This is a genomic window from Pseudoalteromonas sp. SR44-5 (assembly GCF_014163675.1).
In the GTDB taxonomy this organism is placed as follows: Bacteria; Pseudomonadota; Gammaproteobacteria; order Enterobacterales; family Alteromonadaceae; genus Pseudoalteromonas; species Pseudoalteromonas rhizosphaerae.
On sequence record NZ_JACJDT010000002.1, the window covers coordinates 62,452 to 79,682 of the forward strand.

The 17,231-nt window shown below is 40.0% G+C and carries 17 protein-coding genes; 13 read left to right on the forward strand and 4 right to left on the reverse strand.

All coding sequences use genetic code 11. The features are described from left to right. Positions 1-1,470, reverse strand: a complete 1,470-nt coding sequence (locus tag H5154_RS01440) for a HAMP domain-containing sensor histidine kinase (protein WP_182717229.1) — start codon at positions 1,468-1,470, stop codon at positions 1-3. Positions 1,471-1,785: 315 nt separating this feature from the next. On the opposite strand from H5154_RS01440, the gene H5154_RS01445 reads away from it, so the two are divergent. From H5154_RS01445 to H5154_RS01465, 5 genes are all read left to right on the forward strand, one after another. Beyond that, a complete protein-coding gene (locus tag H5154_RS01445) occupies positions 1,786-2,013 on the forward strand; it encodes an EF-hand domain-containing protein (protein WP_145235406.1) in 228 nt (75 codons plus the stop codon). A 22-nt stretch (positions 2,014-2,035) separates the two neighbouring features. Beyond that, a complete protein-coding gene (locus H5154_RS01450) occupies positions 2,036-2,263 on the forward strand; it encodes a hypothetical protein (RefSeq protein WP_145235404.1) in 228 nt (75 codons plus the stop codon). 110 nt (positions 2,264-2,373) lie between these two features. Further along, a complete protein-coding gene (locus H5154_RS01455) occupies positions 2,374-2,610 on the forward strand; it encodes an EF-hand domain-containing protein (RefSeq protein ID WP_149982106.1) in 237 nt (78 codons plus the stop codon). A gap of 12 nt (positions 2,611-2,622) precedes the next feature. Further along, positions 2,623-2,859: an EF-hand domain-containing protein gene (locus H5154_RS01460; protein WP_182717167.1), complete on the forward strand. Its 237-nt coding sequence runs from the start codon at positions 2,623-2,625 to the stop codon at positions 2,857-2,859. A 120-nt stretch (positions 2,860-2,979) separates the two neighbouring features. Further along, positions 2,980-4,644, forward strand: coding sequence for an amidohydrolase (locus H5154_RS01465; RefSeq protein WP_182717168.1), 1,665 nt, complete (start codon positions 2,980-2,982; stop codon positions 4,642-4,644). A 9-nt stretch (positions 4,645-4,653) separates the two neighbouring features. Here the strand turns inward: H5154_RS01465 and H5154_RS01470 are convergent, their stop codons facing one another. After that, positions 4,654-4,881 (reverse strand): YgjV family protein, encoded by a 228-nt coding sequence (locus H5154_RS01470; protein ID WP_145235395.1) that lies wholly within the window; start codon positions 4,879-4,881, stop codon positions 4,654-4,656. 268 nt (positions 4,882-5,149) lie between these two features. Here H5154_RS01470 and H5154_RS01475 point away from each other — a divergent pair, with 268 nt between their 5' ends. From H5154_RS01475 to H5154_RS01485, 3 genes are all read left to right on the forward strand, one after another. Beyond that, complete coding sequence (locus H5154_RS01475) at positions 5,150-5,806, forward strand: Crp/Fnr family transcriptional regulator (protein WP_145235393.1); 657 nt, start codon at positions 5,150-5,152, stop codon at positions 5,804-5,806. A 355-nt stretch (positions 5,807-6,161) separates the two neighbouring features. Beyond that, a complete protein-coding gene (locus H5154_RS01480) occupies positions 6,162-8,060 on the forward strand; it encodes a hypothetical protein (RefSeq protein WP_182717169.1) in 1,899 nt (632 codons plus the stop codon). A 154-nt stretch (positions 8,061-8,214) separates the two neighbouring features. After that, positions 8,215-10,371: a YjbH domain-containing protein gene (locus tag H5154_RS01485; protein WP_182717170.1), complete on the forward strand. Its 2,157-nt coding sequence runs from the start codon at positions 8,215-8,217 to the stop codon at positions 10,369-10,371. A 73-nt stretch (positions 10,372-10,444) separates the two neighbouring features. On the opposite strand, the gene H5154_RS01490 is transcribed toward H5154_RS01485, so the two are convergent. Both H5154_RS01490 and pepB read right to left on the reverse strand, forming a co-directional pair. Further along, positions 10,445-11,011, reverse strand: a complete 567-nt coding sequence (locus tag H5154_RS01490; protein ID WP_145235390.1) for a phosphoribosyltransferase — start codon at positions 11,009-11,011, stop codon at positions 10,445-10,447. 234 nt (positions 11,012-11,245) lie between these two features. Next, positions 11,246-12,541, reverse strand: coding sequence for an aminopeptidase PepB (gene pepB / locus H5154_RS01495; protein WP_145235388.1), 1,296 nt, complete (start codon positions 12,539-12,541; stop codon positions 11,246-11,248). A gap of 90 nt (positions 12,542-12,631) precedes the next feature. Between pepB and sfsA the strand changes: the two genes are divergently transcribed. From sfsA to folK, 5 genes are all read left to right on the forward strand, one after another. Further along, complete coding sequence (gene sfsA, locus H5154_RS01500; RefSeq protein WP_182717171.1) at positions 12,632-13,348, forward strand: DNA/RNA nuclease SfsA; 717 nt, start codon at positions 12,632-12,634, stop codon at positions 13,346-13,348. A gap of 225 nt (positions 13,349-13,573) precedes the next feature. Further along, positions 13,574-14,017: an RNA polymerase-binding protein DksA gene (dksA, locus tag H5154_RS01505; protein ID WP_145235383.1), complete on the forward strand. Its 444-nt coding sequence runs from the start codon at positions 13,574-13,576 to the stop codon at positions 14,015-14,017. Between the two features lie 17 nt (positions 14,018-14,034). Next, on the forward strand, positions 14,035-14,979 hold the full coding sequence (gluQRS, locus tag H5154_RS01510; protein WP_182717172.1) for a tRNA glutamyl-Q(34) synthetase GluQRS: 945 nt from the start codon (positions 14,035-14,037) through the stop codon (positions 14,977-14,979). Positions 14,980-15,283: 304 nt separating this feature from the next. Continuing rightward, positions 15,284-16,726, forward strand: a complete 1,443-nt coding sequence (pcnB, locus tag H5154_RS01515; protein ID WP_220491261.1) for a polynucleotide adenylyltransferase PcnB — start codon at positions 15,284-15,286, stop codon at positions 16,724-16,726. A 2-nt stretch (positions 16,727-16,728) separates the two neighbouring features. Beyond that, positions 16,729-17,214, forward strand: coding sequence for a 2-amino-4-hydroxy-6-hydroxymethyldihydropteridine diphosphokinase (folK, locus tag H5154_RS01520; protein ID WP_149982114.1), 486 nt, complete (start codon positions 16,729-16,731; stop codon positions 17,212-17,214). Positions 17,215-17,231 lie beyond the last annotated feature (17 nt).

The window sequence follows — 17,231 nt, forward strand, 5'->3', positions numbered from 1 at the left end:
CTAATTAACTCCTTGGTTTTTATTGGTTGGAGGGATGATTGGGATTTGAATTATAAAACGACAGCCTTGTGGTTCATTATGCTCAACGTGTAAAGTACCCATCAATTGCTCAACAGACTCCTTTACAATGGTAAGCCCTAAGCCACTACCTTGAGCGGTTACATCTTTAGCATTCTTACCTTGATAAAAGGCACTGAATATATGTGATTTCTCTTGCTCTTTAATACCGGTGCCTTGATCGCTCACGCTCATAGTCAAAGTACGACCAGCTAATGACAGAGCAATATTGACCGCCTGTCCTGCTGGTGAAAACTTTAAGCCATTAGAGATCAACTGAATTAAGATCATTTCAACAAGCTCTGCAGCAATTTCCAGTGGTTGCTCGGGTAACTCACAATGCCAACATAAGCTTTGCTTACGCGCCACTAAACGATGTTCAAAATGGCTGTTTATCTTGGTTATTAATTGCGAGAATTCCAGCTCACTTAAATCTTCTTTGCTGCTGCGAATCGCATTGTAACTAAGTAAACTATCGATCATAGCGCGCAAACGCACCATGCTCTGGGTAATTAACGCCAACACCGCTTGCTGCTCTTTGTTAATAGGCCCAACGATTTCATCGGCGAGTAAGTCAGTGCCCTCAACCATTGACGCTAATGGAGTTTTCAATTCATGGGTAACATGGCGTAAAAAAGTATCTTTTTGTTGCTCTAATTGATGCAACTGCTCTTGCACCCATTGTAATTTATTTCCTAGTTCAACCAACTCAGCAGAGCCTTGTACAGCTATTTTTTGTTGCCAATGACCTTGCCCAAGCTTATCAATAACCGACGTTAATCCTTTTAAGCGGCCACTTATACGCCATAGAAAACCACCACCTACTAGTAAAGTTAATGGGATAAGTGCTATTAACCAATTGATAAATGAGCTTTGCAAAGCTTTTAACTGTTGCTGATTTTTAGTTATTTGCAGCTCATTTTGCTCTCTTAGCCACACTGTTTGACGCGCAATTAATTCACTCACAGGAATAAACAATTGCGCATCTTGTTGTCCTTCAGTAACGAGTTGAGTATGCGCTAATTGCAATACCTGTGCGAGTTGCTGCCATTGCTTAATATACTCCCCCGTAGAGCTTATAAAAGTTAGTTCATCAATGCTTTGTAGTGATGATTGCCACTTATCAACAATCAATTCATCGAGTGATTCGCTTTTCAACACCCAGTTTTGTCGCGTTGCGCGCTCTAAGCTATTGAGGTCTTGCTTAAGATTATTAAATGACTTGGTAATTTGATAATTTTCACTGACGATTTGTTGAGTTACTGCTAGCTGTTTATTCAGCGCATTTAAAAATACAATCACTACCAGTGATAATGGCAGCAGCGATAACAAAGTACTAAACAAAAACTGGCCTATTAAATTGGGTCGCCAACTAAGTAATGCACTGTACTTTTTAGCGAATGAGGCCATTATCGCTACTCCTTTAGTTAAATGTCTGATTATGGAAGGTGTTACTTATACACTAGCTGAATCAATAAGAATAATGAATAAGGCGAACTGTGTAGCGCTATATAAAGCGACTGACGCTAAATTGAAACAACTTAACCAACTGTTTTTTAAAAACTTAATCAATACCCGTTAAAAGTTGTTGCAAAAAAGACACACTGCCCAGTCATTTTTTCCCACTTATTATCATGCCAAAACATTAAGTCACTGATATTTTTACAATAAAAAAATTGGCATCGTTCTTGTAACATCCGCATCAACGACTGTTTATAAGGAAATAATATGAAAATATTAACACCGCTGTGCTTATGCATCAGCCTACTGCTTAGCTTTAACAGCTTTGCCATTGATGTCGAGGCCACCTTCGCAGAACTTGATAAAGACAGTAATGGCACATTGAGTGAAGCAGAAGCATCTGAAGATGCGGTATTACACGAAAGTTTTGAGCAAATTGACAAAGATCAAAATGGTCAAATTTCATTTGCTGAGTTTAAACAATTTTTGCAATAATTTTCCCAAAGGAAACACTGCTATGAAACAACTTATCGCCGCTTTTTCACTGATGTTTTTAGTCATTAGCGCCACTGTTTTAGCATCACAATTAAACGTTAAGTTTGCGCAATTAGATACCGACTCTGACGGACAAATTTCATTGCTTGAAGCCAAGCAAAACAACACGCTATTAAAGCAGTTTACTGATCTTGATGATAATAACGACGAGCAATTATCTGAGCAAGAGTTCGCAAAGTTTAAATTTTAAAAGGCTTTAAAGTATTTGCCATAATCCCGGAGGGAATGTGTAAACGGATTTAATGTTGGGATTTAAATTATGGCAAATGCTTTATTCTTTTTGTTGGTAGGATGTAAATAATGAAAAGCATATTAATAATATTAAGTGTGTCGCTAGCCACCAGTTTTAGCGCAATGGCACTGGATGTAAAGCAACGTTTTGATCATTTAGATAGCAATAAAGATGGCTATTTAACGCATAATGAGCTTGAACCACAACCACAATTGTTGAGTAACTTTAAACGTTGGGACAAAAACCAAGACAATAAAATTTCCCTATCTGAATTTAAGCGTTTTTTAACTAATAATCTAGATTAACGAGTTTCCCCAATGAAATTTTGTACACAACTGGGACTAAGTTTGTTATTTGTCAGTAGCTGTTGCAGTTTTGCAACAACTGATAATATAGCAGAACAATTCAAAAACTTAGACCGCGATAAAGACGGTCTTATCACGCGTTCAGAGTCAGCAAAAGATCCTACCCTGTGGTCTCGTTTTAAAAACTATGACAGCGATAAAGATGGTAGATTATCACTGTCTGAATTTACTCTATATGCAAATAAATGAATAGCTAATTCATCAGCATAGTTGAAATGCACAACGATAAATAATTTATTATATTTAATTTGCAGACTCAGTATTCTCTGTTACTGTTTAACTAACAAAAGCAGAAAAAGAATTCTAACAATGAAATGCTTACTCGCCTGTTTAATCACTTTATCTTTACCTGTGCTAGCTGATACCACGGTGATCTACAATGCTAACGGTTACACTCCAACTTACAGTGGCCAATTACAGCAATTTTCTACACTGGTTATTAAAGATGGCAAAGTAGTAAAAGTAGGAGACGATAAACTAAAAGCGAGTTTCCCTAATGCTGCAGTATTTGATGCCGAGCAACAAACCTTATTACCTGGTTTAATTGACGCCCACGGTCATGTGATAGGACTTGGTAATAATTTAGCGCAACTCGATTTACGTGGCAGTATGTCGATTGCAGAAATACAAAAAAAACTTGCTGTATTTGCTAAAAATAACCAGGGCTGGATTATTGGCCGCGGTTGGAATCAAGAACTGTGGCCTAATAAGCAATTTCCTACTGCTGCTGACTTAGATAAAGTTGTCAAAGATGTTCCGGTGGTGCTTTCTCGTGTCGATAGCCACGCGATTTGGGTTAATAGCAAAGCGATGGAGTTAGCCAAATTAACACCCACAGTACAGTCACCAGCAGGTGGTGAAATTATTCGCAACCATGCAGGTCAACCTAGCGGTATTTTTGTCGATAAAGCCGAAAGTTTAATTACTGCACATATTCCAACGCCATCTGATCAAGACGTAAATAATGCCTTAAATCAAGCTGGCCAACATCTGCTCAGCTTAGGTATAACCTCAACCCACGATGCTGGGATTGATAAACAAACATGGCAAGTTTACAAGCAAAGAGCTGAACAAGGCACCTTACCGCTGCGCATTGTTGCAATGCTAAGTGCAACAGATCCGTCCCTTGAAGATATGCTCAGAGCCGGTCGCTATAAAGATCTTAACGATTTCATGTCTATTCGTAGTGTAAAAATATATGCTGATGGTGCGCTAGGAAGCCGTGGCGCCGCACTACTGGCCGATTATGCAGATAGAAAGAATCACCAAGGTTTAATGCTCGAAACTCAACAAAAATTAGAGCAGCTGTACACATTGAGCTTTAACCATGGTTTTAGCGCCAATACCCATGCCATCGGTGATAAAGCAAATCATATTGTGTTAGATGCCTATCAAAATGTATTTAAAAAAACCGGCGGGATTTTACTACGTAACCGTATAGAGCACGCACAGATAGTTGATCCAGCAGATATTCCTCGCTTCAAAGCACTTAAAATCATTCCATCAATGCAACCGGTGCATGCAACTTCTGATATGCATATGGCAGAGCAGCGCCTTAGCGATACACAATTACAAGGTTCATATGCTTGGCAAACGTTTTTAAAGCAAGGCTCAGTAGTAGCTGCAGGCTCAGATTATCCAGTTGAACTGGCCAACCCCTTTGACGGTTTGTATTCAGCAATTACTCGCCAAGATCACAATCAATTACCCGCTAATGGCTGGCGAGTCACTGAAGCACTGAGCAGAGAAGATGCACTCAGAGCATTCACGTTAGGTGCTGCGTATGCCGCACATCAAGAATTTAAATTAGGTAGTTTAGAGCAAGGAAAGTGGGCTGACTTTATTTTAATCAACAAAGACTATTTTAAAGTGCCAGTACAAGAAATTTTTACCATTGTCGTAAATCAAACATGGATTGGCGGTGAATTACGCTACCAAAAAGCACAAATTGATACACAGAGTAAGGCGCAATAAACCACGCTATTATTGTGGTTTTTGTTGTTGACGTTTGAGCTTAATTAAATGATAAATATTTACGAAGGTTAGCAAACCATTGGTGATAGCCACAGGCCATGCAGCAATCGCAATACCGTAAGCAGTGAAAGCAATACAACCGGCAAGATTAAACCAACGAAGTTTGCTCACATCACTCATAGTTAAAGAGGCAATAAGTAAAGCTGAGGCAAAATACCCCAAATATTCCCAACTCATTTGTTCTCTCCGGTACTTTAGGTTAGCATTGCAAATGTTGTAGTTTAGGCAAAGTTATTCCACAATATAGCAATAGTATAAAAAGGCTAACTTACTAAAAACCCAAAGCTGCTAAAAGCACACTTTAATAATCATTACACGGGATATCAGGTATTAAGCTTAATTAACCGAGTTAACTAAGCTAGTAAGTTAGCGTAAATTCTTAGAATCTTAATGCTAACGTCATTAAGATGTAATAAATAGGACAATTGTCCGAAGGGCATTGTTGATGTTTCAATATCATTTTTCTAGTTATCTCGTCGACCAGCTACTAACCTTTGCTGGCAGCCGTTATCAACAATCTAAAAAAGAAGTACTGATCCACCAAGATCAACCTCTTACAAAATTAGTGTTAGTCAGAAGCGGCACCGTATCGTTTAGTTATGATGTCGGTAATGGCCGCCGCTTACTGCTGGGCCAACTTGATTGCAACAACACCTTAATTGGTGAAATTGAAGCGCTAAACAATAATCCCTGCATTTATACAGTTACCTGCTTCAGTGACGTTAGCTACAACCTAATAGAGCTAAAGCACTGGCGTGCCCTGTTACTTGAAAAGCCAGAACTGAGTTTATACACAGCACAAACTATTGCCGCTAAGTTTCAAGAAAACCAAAAAATTAATTTAGATAAACTATTGTTGCCATTGGGTTACAATATCGCCAAAGACTGTTTATTACGTGCCGAAAATAATAACCCCACCCTGCTGCGCGCATACCCAACGGTAAATGCTGAAGCTGAGCGTTTTGCCACCACAGAGCGAGCCTATCGCCGCGTAGTATCGGAACTGGTGGAAAGAGGTTTAGTCGCACGCTCAAATGATGGACTCAAAGCGGTTGATTTAGATAAACTTAGCGATTACGTGGATAGTTTTTCGCAGCTATGAAGTTGACTCACATTAAAATTCAGCCGAAAAAAACAACGTTTAACTGCCTAAAATGCAACTATTTACATTTACAACCGCAGCCTACTACTTTAGCATAGTAAGCTAATAACGAAGCTGCGCTAAATCCGTAAAAATTAAATAAGAGATTTATTACATAACAGGGTAACAATTTTCTTATTTAATTAATAAAAGTATATATAATGTTCACTTGACGTATATATAATGTGCGCTTATCCTTGATGAACAAATTATTGTATTATAGGTGCAAGCCTGACCTGGTGCGCGCTTCGGTACATTTATAGAACTGCAATTAAGTCTGTTTACTTTAAAGAGAAAGGAAAGAAAGGTAACGATTATGGGAAATAATAAATTCAAGCTCACCAAGCTAGCTCTTGCACTTGGTCTGACAGCAACTTTAAGTGGCTGTTTTAGCGATAACGACAACAATGATTATGTAAAGCCACCAGTTCCACCTGAACCAACCGTTGATGTTGCTGTACCACCAGTAGCAATTGAAGCTCAAGCAGGTTCAGTTACTGTTAATATCGTAGATGTAAAGGGTGCTGCTTTAGCTGATACGGTTACAGCAACGATTAGCTTTACTTCTTCTGAAGACGGCCTTTTAACAGCTGCAGGCAACGCTTTAGCTGATACCGACAAATCATCAACAGCTAGTTCGTTTGCATACACAGTAGACTCTATCCCAGCTAATGGTGTTAGCTATGACTATGTTATTTCTGCTGCTGGATATTTAAACAACTCTGGTACTTTAACGTTATCACCAACTGATAACGTTGTAGCACAAGAAGTTCGTTTAACACCACGTACACTTGCAGATTCTGATGTAGCGATTGTTGCTGACACCAAAGAATTAACTGCATTAGTACCTGAAGGTGAAAATACCACTGTGTCGTATGACCCAGCTTCAGGGTTATCAATTTCTGGCGATAAAACAGAGATTACATTACCACAAGCAATTAACAAAGCAGGTGTTGCTGTTGGCGGTTCAACCGTTAAAATCAAAAGCGGCACGCAATTTTTAGATAAAGATAATCAACCGTTAACGACAGTTCCAAAAATGACTGTTGCCTACTTTGCGAATGAAGCAACACGTAATGATGAAGAAGCCGAAACTGCAGCTGCAACCTCGTCGTCATTAGATGCGTTCCCTGGAGGTTTAGCTCTATCTGTAGCTTCTGATCCTAACAGTACTGATCAAGTGCAAGGTTCATTTACTTCAGGTGGCTTTGTTGCTATCGAGCTAGTTGATGATGCTGGTAATAAAGTGAAATCTTTTGGTGCAGGCAATTCAATCACTGTTGCAATGCAGGTCGACAAAAAGACTTCAAACCCTTGTCCTGTAACTTTACCTGCCGGTACTACTGATATCAAAGCATACGCCGAAGCAAATGGCTTCAAAAATGGTGTATGTACTGTTGCAGCTCCTGTAGCTCGTAAAATTGCGGTTGGTGATATCTTCCCAGTTTGGAGTTACGATGAAGAAGCTGGTAAATGGGGATTCGAAAGCTACGGTGAAGTAACTGATAGCGGTAATGCATCAACATTTGATGTATCAGTAGATGTAAATCACCTATCTTACTGGAACCTTGATTACTTCAACAACAATAAATGTTCAAGTGTAAAATTTGATATTTTAGATAGAAATGGTGACGCTAATATAGCTGAAACAACTATTTTACTTGAAATTAATGGCTATAGAAGATCTTTCACTAGCCGTAACGGTAATTATGGATCAGCAACGTTTAACAACCCTCCAGGTTTCCCGGTTAAAGTTAAAGTATTGCGCAATGGTGTTAACGTTTTAGATGGCTTGTCAACTGACACTGATAGCACTGCATCGGCATTATCTGTAAGCAATATCTGTGACTTAAATGATAAAGATCTAACACTTACAATTGCTCCGCCAACAATTGTAACTAAAAAAATAACAACACAGCTAGTGTGTAGCAATACCGGAGATTTTGAAATAGGTACTCCACCGGTTGCAACACCTGCGCTAGTCAGATTGTTTAAAGATGGCAACTTCAAGCAAACTATTTACTCGAAAGGTACTTTCAACCTGAACTTAGAGCAAGGTGGCACTTACTCTGCTAGTTACCTTAACTACAACACTAATGTGTGGACATCTACTCCAGTAGCGGCAAACACAACTGCAGCTACATTTGATATCCCAGTAGTGTGTGAAGTTGATACTGTACCAGTATCTGGTTCTGGTTCTGGTTCTGGTTCTTAATCTGAGGTAGAACTGTACTTCCTAAAGCCGCGCATTTGCGCGGCTTTTGTTTATCTCGTTATTAAGTTATTTTTGGTTTATAGTATTTATAGCTAAAATAATTATCGGGTTTTAAAAGTTTAAAACCTAACTCTAATCTAAATTGGTTAATCACGTGACTTATAATAAAACAACCCTCGCGACACTTTGCGCACTCAGTGCCAGTACCTCCGTTTTTGCTGATCAAAACATTAATCATGGTATTGCATATAATGGATTTACCGGTATTTTCAACACTCCTACCGCTGTTGTAATCGACAAAGGTAATATTGATATAGGTTACAGTAACCAGCTAGAAGCTAGAGGAAAGTACACCGACGGTCATAACTTTACATTTTCAGCTGGACTTTTTGAAGGTTTAGAAGTCAGTGGTAGGATTACCTCATCGTCGATGCACGACATAACATTTAGCTATGAAAATAAAGGCCAAATCCGCGACTTATCATTTAATGCCAAATACCAAATTCCATTCATTCCAAAAGACTGGTTTAGTGTCGCTGTTGGCGCTAAAGATTTCGGTGGCGCAGCCAATCAGTATGAAGCGTTTTATGCTGTTGCTTCTAAACAGTGGTGGGATTTTCGCTTTAGTGCCGGTATTGGCGCATCTGACACGCTTACAGGGCAACTAGACGGCGCGTTTGCTGGTATTGAATATCAACCTTACACTTGGCTTTCAGTACTCGCTGAGCATGATGCAGAAGCATTTAATTTAGGCGCCCGTATTACAGTTCCAAAAGAGTGGCTTTATGATATTGCCACGGTTTCATTTAATAGCCGCTTTTACTCAAATACAGAACTTGCTAGTGATGATACTTATTGGGGTGTCAATATTAGCATGCCGCTCAGTGATGAAGCACAAGATAACTACCACAATCTAAAACCAGCACCTCAACCAGTTGCAGCGGCAAAGTTATCTAAGAGTTCAAATCAGCGTACGAGAGCAACTCTTGCTACATCCCCAAATCAAACGGAAGAGTCTGTTAGTCGAGTAGTATCTGCGGAACCAGTAAAAGTATTAACAGCGACCAAACAAAATCAACAAGTTTCCACTGCACAAAATAACAATCAACAAATTCACAGCTTAAAAAGCAGCTTAGTTAACGATGGTTTTGAAAATATCCGTGTTGGTATTAGCGAGAGCAAACAAATCATTGTTGAATTTGAAAACTCAGTATTTAATCGTAATGAAATTGATGCGTTGGGGCTTGTTTTAGGCCGCATAACTGAAAGCTTTGCTACTGGCAATAATGAATTTATTGTTCGCTTGGCAAAACAAGATATCCCACTGTTACAAGTCAATGGGTATTTAGATAATTACCGTCGCTTTATTGATGAAAATATCACTCCTGATTTAATGGTCAGCACTCAATTTAGTGATAAAGATGCTGTGGGTGTAAAATGGGCCGGAAATACCCAAAGCACGAGCCCTTATTTTGTACCTAGAGTTTCATTTTCACCATCGTTATCATCACGATATGCAACTGAATTAGGTGTTTATGATTACTCGTTAGCTCTACAAGCCGATTTACATGTACCATTATGGCAAGGTGCAGGTGTAAATATTACTGGGCAAGTTAATGTAGCTAATACAGATCACTTTGAAAAAGGTAGTGTATTTAGTAATTCACGCCAAGAAACGGGGATTAAACGTGCCGTTGTATATCAAACATTCGCTTTACCGTTTAACATATATAACCAGACTCAAGTCGGTTTATTCCAAGATTACTTTGATTATACAGGTATTACCAACGAAACTGCATGGCAAAGCCCCGCAGGCCGCCACAAGATACAAGCAAAGTTAGGCTACTTTGAGTATAAAGATTATGACACTGATAAACGCGACTACTCGGTTTATTCATACCGTTATTTATGGGCTGAAAAGGATGTCTCTTTCCATATCTCTGGTGGACAATTCTGGAATGAAGATACCGGCTATAAACTTGAAACTAAGTTCTGGTTTGGTGATGCAAATATAACCGTAATGTATAGCGACACTGACGTAGAAAAAGTGGGGATTGGTTTTAGTATTCCATTATCACCACGCAAAGATATGGATGCAGGTAATTGGCAAGTTACAGGGACTAAAAGCTGGACACATAGCGTAAATACTATAATTAATCAAAAAGTAAATTTGATAAACACCAGTAGTGCGACAATACTCAAATCGTCAATCGACCTCGATAATACTTTCTTAAACCAAGATCGTATGTCAAGCAGTTACGTATATGCTCATTTAGCACGATTAAAAGAAGCGTTTGAAACCTATAAATAATAGTGGTTTAGACAGCTAATTGATAAATAAAAAAAGGCCTAGTTAAGGCCTTTTTTATTTTTACTCGATAGATTTATTTTGCTAATAAAATATCGTGTATTTTTACTAAATCTGTCTTACCAGCGATGATCTCATCAGGTGTTAAACCCGATAATTCATGCGGGAATACTAACCACTCTTCTGATTCATGAATGTAGTAGTCAGGCTTCATATCTACTTTAGAATTTTTTGGTTTGTAATACGGGCATGCAATGCGGATATCTTTAGGTAAGTTTAAACGCATCAATTCCGAAAGCTTTTCTTTCAGCGCAAAAATACTACGCCCTGAATCAAATACATCATCAACAATCAATAACGAGTCACCTGCGTTAGCATTTTCAATAATGTAGTGTAAGCCATGTACTTTAATTTCTTTCGACTGCTTATTAATACCGTAATATGATGAAGTTCGCACCGCGATATGATCTGTCTCTATGCCCTTATAATCATAATACTCTTGCACTGCAATCCCAATTGGGGCACCACCACGCCAAATACCAATAATAAAATCAGGACGAAAACCATCTTGGTATACTTGCGCCGCAACGCGAAATGAATCTTCAAGCAATTGTTGCGCTGTGATGTAGCACTTATCTGACATAATTAGAATTCCCAGTGTGAGTTGATCATTCAAGTATAGTTTATGAATAAGACTTAAATAAAAGCAGCGCTTTTAATGTAAGAAATATAACTTCAAACCTTAATCACTTGAAATGCAAAAGTGGGGCGAGATTTTAGCGCAAATAAACTAAAAAAGCTTGTTTCTGTTTGTAATTACATTTTTATAGCCAACAAAAAAGCGCCTAAAACGGCGCTTTTTTAAACATATTCAAGATTACGCTTTTTCTAGTAAAGTACGTGCAACTGTGCGCATCCCGACTGTTGTCGCACCGGCAGCCCATTGACTCGTGCTACCCATATTAAACGCTGCCGCTAAATCCATATGCACCCAGCCTTTGCCGTCGTTTGGTACAAAGCGTGACAAGAAACCAGCAGCATTTGATGCGCCACCATAACCACCGCCTTTTTGGGCACGGCTGTTAGCTGTATCAGCGTATGGTGAAGGACAGTTTTGTTGATGCCACTTTTCAAGTGGAAGTGGCCACGCGCCTTCCATTTCTTGCCCAGCAAAGCCTTCAACTTCACGTACAAACTCTTTATCAAGTCCAAATAAGGCATTGTACTCTTGACCAACAGCAACTAGCGCAGCGCCTGTTAGTGTCGCCGCATCAATAATTAAAGGTGCACCGGTTTCAGCTGCAGCCATTAAGCCATCAGCAAGTACTAAGCGTCCTTCAGCGTCAGTGTTAACAATCTCAACTGTCGTGCCGTTTTTATAGGTAAGGATATCACCCAGCTTATATGCATGGCCTGAAATAAGGTTCTCAGCACAGCATAAAAACAGTTTAATTCGTTTATTAATACCGCGACTAATAGCCAATGCCAAACCTGCGGTAACCGTTGCAGCACCGCCCATGTCGCACTTCATACCTAACATACCTTCGCTGGCTTTAATTGAATAACCGCCAGAGTCAAAAGTAATCCCCTTACCAACAAGCGCTGCATCTACAGGCGCATTTTCATCGCCAGTTGGATTGTAATCAAGTGCAAGTAATACAGGCGGGCGCTCACTACCGCGACCAACAGCATGGATACCAATCCACTGCTGCTCAAGTAGCGCATCACCTTTGATGATTTGATAGCTCACGTGTTCAGGAGCTAGTGATTGAATAAATTCAGCAGCTTTACCAGCTAAACTTTCAGGGAAGATATCATCCGCCGTGCCATTGATCATTTCACGCGCCCAAGTAGCAGAACGAAGTAATGAAGCAAGCTCTTGGCTATCTGTTTTAGCATTTTCAGCAAATTCAACACCGTGTAATGACTTAGGCGATACAAACCCTTGATAAAAAGCCCACTGTGTTTCTGTACACCAGCAATCACCAGCTAGCACGACATTTTTAACGCCTTGATTGGCAATACTGCGCGCGGCTTTTTGTACATTTACTAATGTTTCTTGTTCAGATAAATGAACCGTTGCACCGTGCTCATTAAAAGATAACGTGGCGGTTTCGCCCCAATGCGATGCAGCACCCTGCTCGCTTAATTGAACAACAAATTTTTCAGACATGTTAGAATACTCTTTGCGCTAAAATAGTGACAATGAGTTTACTATAGCCACAACAACTTCCCAACTGCTTGAGACCAAATAACTAAAATAATGAAATATACAACGCCACTCCAACACGCTACTTTAATCAAACGCTACAAACGTTTTTTAGCCGATTTACGCCTTAGCGATGGCTCAGAGTTTACCGCCCATTGTGCCAACACAGGTAAAATGACTGGTTGCGCGGAGCCTGACTTTGCAGCCTTTTATTCCACCAGTAGCAATCAAAAAAGAAAATATCCTCACTCATTAGAATTGACGCAAAACCAGTTTGGCCATCTGATCTGTGTAAATACGGCAATCGCGAATAAAATCGTTGCAGAAGCACTTCATGCAGCGCTAATCAGCGAGCTTAACGGCTACACTAAAATACAGCCAGAGGTTAAATATGGTGATGAAAATAGCCGTATCGATTTTTTACTTACAGCTCCCCAACGCCCAGACTGCTATGTAGAAGTAAAATCTGTCACTTTACTCAGTCAAAATGCCCCACAAAGTGGCCAAGGTTACTTCCCTGATGCCGAAACTCTTCGCGGTCAAAAGCATATTCGTGAATTAATTGAAATGGTTGCACAAGGCCATCGTGCAGTGCTGCTGTTTGCAGTATTACATCAAGGGATTAAGCAAGTTAGTGCGGCGCGCCATATTGACGAAAAGTACGCCCAACTAGTTGATTTGGCAATTACTAAAGGTGTAGAAGTAGTTGCTTATAAAGCAGATATTTCGAGCGCTGAAATTACACTAATAGAAAAGCTCACTTTTAATTAAAAGCGACTTGTTTTTAAGGTTTTCGCCCATATAACAAGGCAAGTTTTTAAGCACTTATCTATAAGTAATGGGTGTAAAAACCACTTATCGTACCTTTTTTAATTTTATTGATGCGGTTTAAGTAGGACTAATTAATGAAAAATAAATTTGCCTAGGCCATAGGATTCTGTTATTTATAGCCGCCGGCTCATGCTGGGCATTATATTAAGGATTTAGGAGAAAGTTATGCCAGACCAAAAAAAATTAGGGTTATTGGCTCAGGCCGGATTAGAACCATACCAGGAAAAGCCGGGCGAAGAGTATATGAATGATGCACAACGCACTCATTTCAAAACTATTTTGGAAGCATGGCGCAACGATTTACGCAATGAAGTTGACCGAACTAAATCGCATATGCAAGACGAAGCTGCTAACTTCCCTGATCCAGTTGACCGCGCAGCACAAGAAGAAGAGTTCTCTTTAGAACTTCGTACTCGTGACCGTGAACGTAAACTGATCAAAAAAATTGAAAAAACGATCCAATTAATCAAAGAAGATGATTTTGGTTTTTGTGATTCGTGCGGGATTGAAATTGGTATCCGCCGTTTAGAAGCACGTCCTACAGCTGACTTGTGTGTAGACTGTAAAACGCTTGCGGAAATCAAAGAAAAACAATCTGGACGTGGTTAATTACTAGTAATTAATCAATGTCTACCACAGCCGTTACTGCGCCTATGCGCAACTATCGCGGTCGCTTTGCGCCGTCACCTTCTGGACCACTTCATTTTGGTTCTCTTGTGGCGGCTGTGGGCAGCTACCTTGACGCGAAAAGCAACCAAGGCACTTGGTTAGTCCGTATTGAAGATATCGACACAACACGTGTTGTAGACGGCGCCGCTAAAGATATTCTCAATACCTTAGAAGCCTATGGTTTGTACTGGGATGAAGACGTAGTCTATCAAACTCAACGCCATGACTTGTATGCGCATACCATTAATAATCTAAATAACCAGCACCTAATTTATGCTTGCCACTGCTCGCGCAAAGAAATTAAAGCGCTTGGCGGTATTTATCAAGGCCATTGTCGTCATTTAAAGCATAGTCAGAACAGCAGCGCACTGCGGTTAATTCAGCAACATGCTACATGCCAATACCATGATCTCATTCAAGGTGAGATAAATGTAGCTCATGATCTCGCCCACGAAGATTACTTAATAAAGCGCAGTGATGGGCTATTTGCTTATCAACTAGTGGTGGTCGCAGACGATATTGCCCAAGGTATCACTCATGTCGTACGCGGCGCAGACTTGCTTGAACCAACCGCACGCCAATTGAGTTTATTTAAACAATTAGCTGCCACGGCCCCCCATTACGCACATTTACCATTAGCAGTCGCTAAACCTGGGTTTAAATTATCAAAACAAAACTATGCCCCAGCTATTAGCAAAAGTAACCCCAAACCGGCTTTGCTGAGTGCATTCGAATTTTTAGGATTGGCGCCCAAAGATGAATTACTTGAACTAAATATCGAGCAAATGCTAGCTTGGGCAGTCGACAATTACAACTTGCAAAACGTCCCTAAAATGACACAAATTCAAATTTCGCAAAACCCGCACAGCCATACAATCGCCTTTACGCATTTAAACAAATAAAAATTCACTAAAAAAGGCTAATTTTAAGGCCTTCAACTTAATTTTTAAGCTGTGCTGGTATATGATAGCCCACCTTAAATGTGCAATTCATTTAATTAATACCAATTGCGTTAAGGTTGTACACGATTCAGCAGTCAAGTAGCCCAATAACAGGATAATAATTTCCAGCATCGTGATGCTAGAAAATTTTAACCCTAGCAATGACTGTTTAACTGACTAGAATAAACAAGACTCTAATACCATAGGTATTACCAAGTAAACGCAACACATGTGCAGTTAATAGTAAAGTGAGGCTATACTTGGTTTGATTTTTGATGGCGTCCATCAAATAACCGAATTCTGTAGGAGACAGATTATTATTTCCAAGCTTTTTCAATTTTGTCGGCAAATTATTGGCCCAACCGCCTCTGTAACAGCCGAACATACCCAAGTCTCTGCGCAGCCTTTAATAGTTGGACGCAATGAGCATGGTATTTCTCGCAAACAATTTAGCCCAAATGCAATCAAGGTATTATATCGCCTGAAAGACGGAGGCTTTGATGCCTACCTTGTTGGTGGTTGCATTCGTGATATTTTGTTAGGTCAACAACCAAAAGATTTTGATGTGGTCACCAATGCCACTCCTGATCAGGTTAAAAAGCTATTTCGTAATTGCCGCTTAATTGGCCGTCGCTTTCGTTTAGCACACATTGTTTTTGGTCGTGAAATAATCGAAGTGGCCACCATGCGAGGTCATCACGAAGCGCCTGAAGATAAAAACCAAATTAGCCAATCGAGTGACCAAGGACAACTGCTGCGCGATAACGTTTTTGGTAGTATTGAAGAAGATGCTGAACGCCGCGATTTTTCAATCAATGCGTTATATTATTCAATTAATGATTTTTCAATCCATGATTATGCTAATGGCTTAGCCGCTATTAACGCTCGACAAATCGAGATGATTGGTGATCCAGCAACCCGTTACCGCGAAGATCCTGTGCGTATGCTGCGCGCAGTTCGCTTTGCAACCAAACTCGATATGTCGATTGCACCGGCAACCGAGCAACCATTAAATGAATTAGCAAGCCTGTTAGATAATATCCCTGCAGCGCGGTTATTTGAAGAAACACTGAAACTGTTTTTAAATGGCAAGGCCGAAGCAAACTTTTTAATGCTACGTAAATATGGCCTTTTCAAATCATTATTCCCAGCCCTTGATAGTATTTTAGATAGTAATCCTGATGGCTTAGAATTCGCTTTAATTCAACAGATGTTCCGTAATACAGATGAGCGTATTAATGCGGAGAAAAAAGTAACTCCAGCATTTATTTTTGCTGCATTGTTATGGTTCCCATTATTGCAGATCACTAAAGCACTGCAAGAACAAGAGCAACTATCTGAATACGATGCCTTCGCTCAAGGTATGAACAAAGTACTCAGTGATAATGCCCAACATATTGCCGTACCAAAACGCTTTACCCTTGGCGCTCGTGATATCTGGCATATTCAACACCGCTTAGATAAACGCTCAGGACAACGTGCATATCGCCTTACACAGCAACCACGTTTTAAAGCTGCGTATGACTTTTTACTCTTGCGCGTACAGGCCGGTGAAAAACAGCATCAGCAATTAGTTAACTGGTGGACTGAGTATTTAAAACAAGACATCAATGGTCAAAAAGAGCTAGTTAAAGCGTTAGGTACGCAAGGCGCAACAAAAGGCCGTCGTCGTACTCGCCGACGCAGCCCAAAACCAGCGGCTGAATGATCATGGAAACCGTCTACCTTGGTTTAGGGGCTAATTTAAACGCTCCACGTACTCAACTAGATCATGCTGTTGCAGCACTGCGTGCATTGGCTGATTGCGAGTTTATTGGTGTATCGCATTATTACGCGAGTAAACCGATGGGCCCGCAAGATCAACCTGACTACGTTAACGCTGTTGCGGCGCTAAAAACCACGCTATTACCTGAGCAGTTGCTTGATTTAACACAACAGATAGAACTTGAACACGGCCGAGTACGAAAAGCACAGCGCTGGGGGCCACGCACCTTAGATATTGATATTTTATTATTTGGTGATCAAGTCATTAATAGCGAGCGTTTAATTGTGCCACATTATGGTCTAACTGAACGCGAGTTTGTGGTTTACCCGCTACTTGAAATAGCCCCAAATATTACGCTGCCAAATGGTACATTACTTCACAGTATTAGCACTAATTTGGCACTAAACGAATTACAACAATTACCTCTGTAATTAATTTCAGGCTGTTG

Coding starts and splice junctions, on each gene's coding strand:
- H5154_RS01455 (WP_149982106.1), top strand. CDS start 2,374: ATGAAAAGCATATTAATAATATTAAGTGTGTCGCTAGCCACCAGTTTT.
- H5154_RS01475 (WP_145235393.1), top strand. CDS start 5,150: ATGTTTCAATATCATTTTTCTAGTTATCTCGTCGACCAGCTACTAACC.
- H5154_RS01480 (WP_182717169.1), top strand. CDS start 6,162: ATGGGAAATAATAAATTCAAGCTCACCAAGCTAGCTCTTGCACTTGGT.
- H5154_RS01450 (WP_145235404.1), top strand. CDS start 2,036: ATGAAACAACTTATCGCCGCTTTTTCACTGATGTTTTTAGTCATTAGC.
- dksA (WP_145235383.1), top strand. CDS start 13,574: ATGCCAGACCAAAAAAAATTAGGGTTATTGGCTCAGGCCGGATTAGAA.
- H5154_RS01490 (WP_145235390.1), bottom strand. CDS start 11,011: ATGTCAGATAAGTGCTACATCACAGCGCAACAATTGCTTGAAGATTCA.
- H5154_RS01465 (WP_182717168.1), top strand. CDS start 2,980: ATGAAATGCTTACTCGCCTGTTTAATCACTTTATCTTTACCTGTGCTA.
- sfsA (WP_182717171.1), top strand. CDS start 12,632: ATGAAATATACAACGCCACTCCAACACGCTACTTTAATCAAACGCTAC.
- H5154_RS01460 (WP_182717167.1), top strand. CDS start 2,623: ATGAAATTTTGTACACAACTGGGACTAAGTTTGTTATTTGTCAGTAGC.
- H5154_RS01470 (WP_145235395.1), bottom strand. CDS start 4,881: ATGAGTTGGGAATATTTGGGGTATTTTGCCTCAGCTTTACTTATTGCC.
- gluQRS (WP_182717172.1), top strand. CDS start 14,035: ATGTCTACCACAGCCGTTACTGCGCCTATGCGCAACTATCGCGGTCGC.
- pepB (WP_145235388.1), bottom strand. CDS start 12,541: ATGTCTGAAAAATTTGTTGTTCAATTAAGCGAGCAGGGTGCTGCATCG.
- folK (WP_149982114.1), top strand. CDS start 16,729: ATGGAAACCGTCTACCTTGGTTTAGGGGCTAATTTAAACGCTCCACGT.
- H5154_RS01445 (WP_145235406.1), top strand. CDS start 1,786: ATGAAAATATTAACACCGCTGTGCTTATGCATCAGCCTACTGCTTAGC.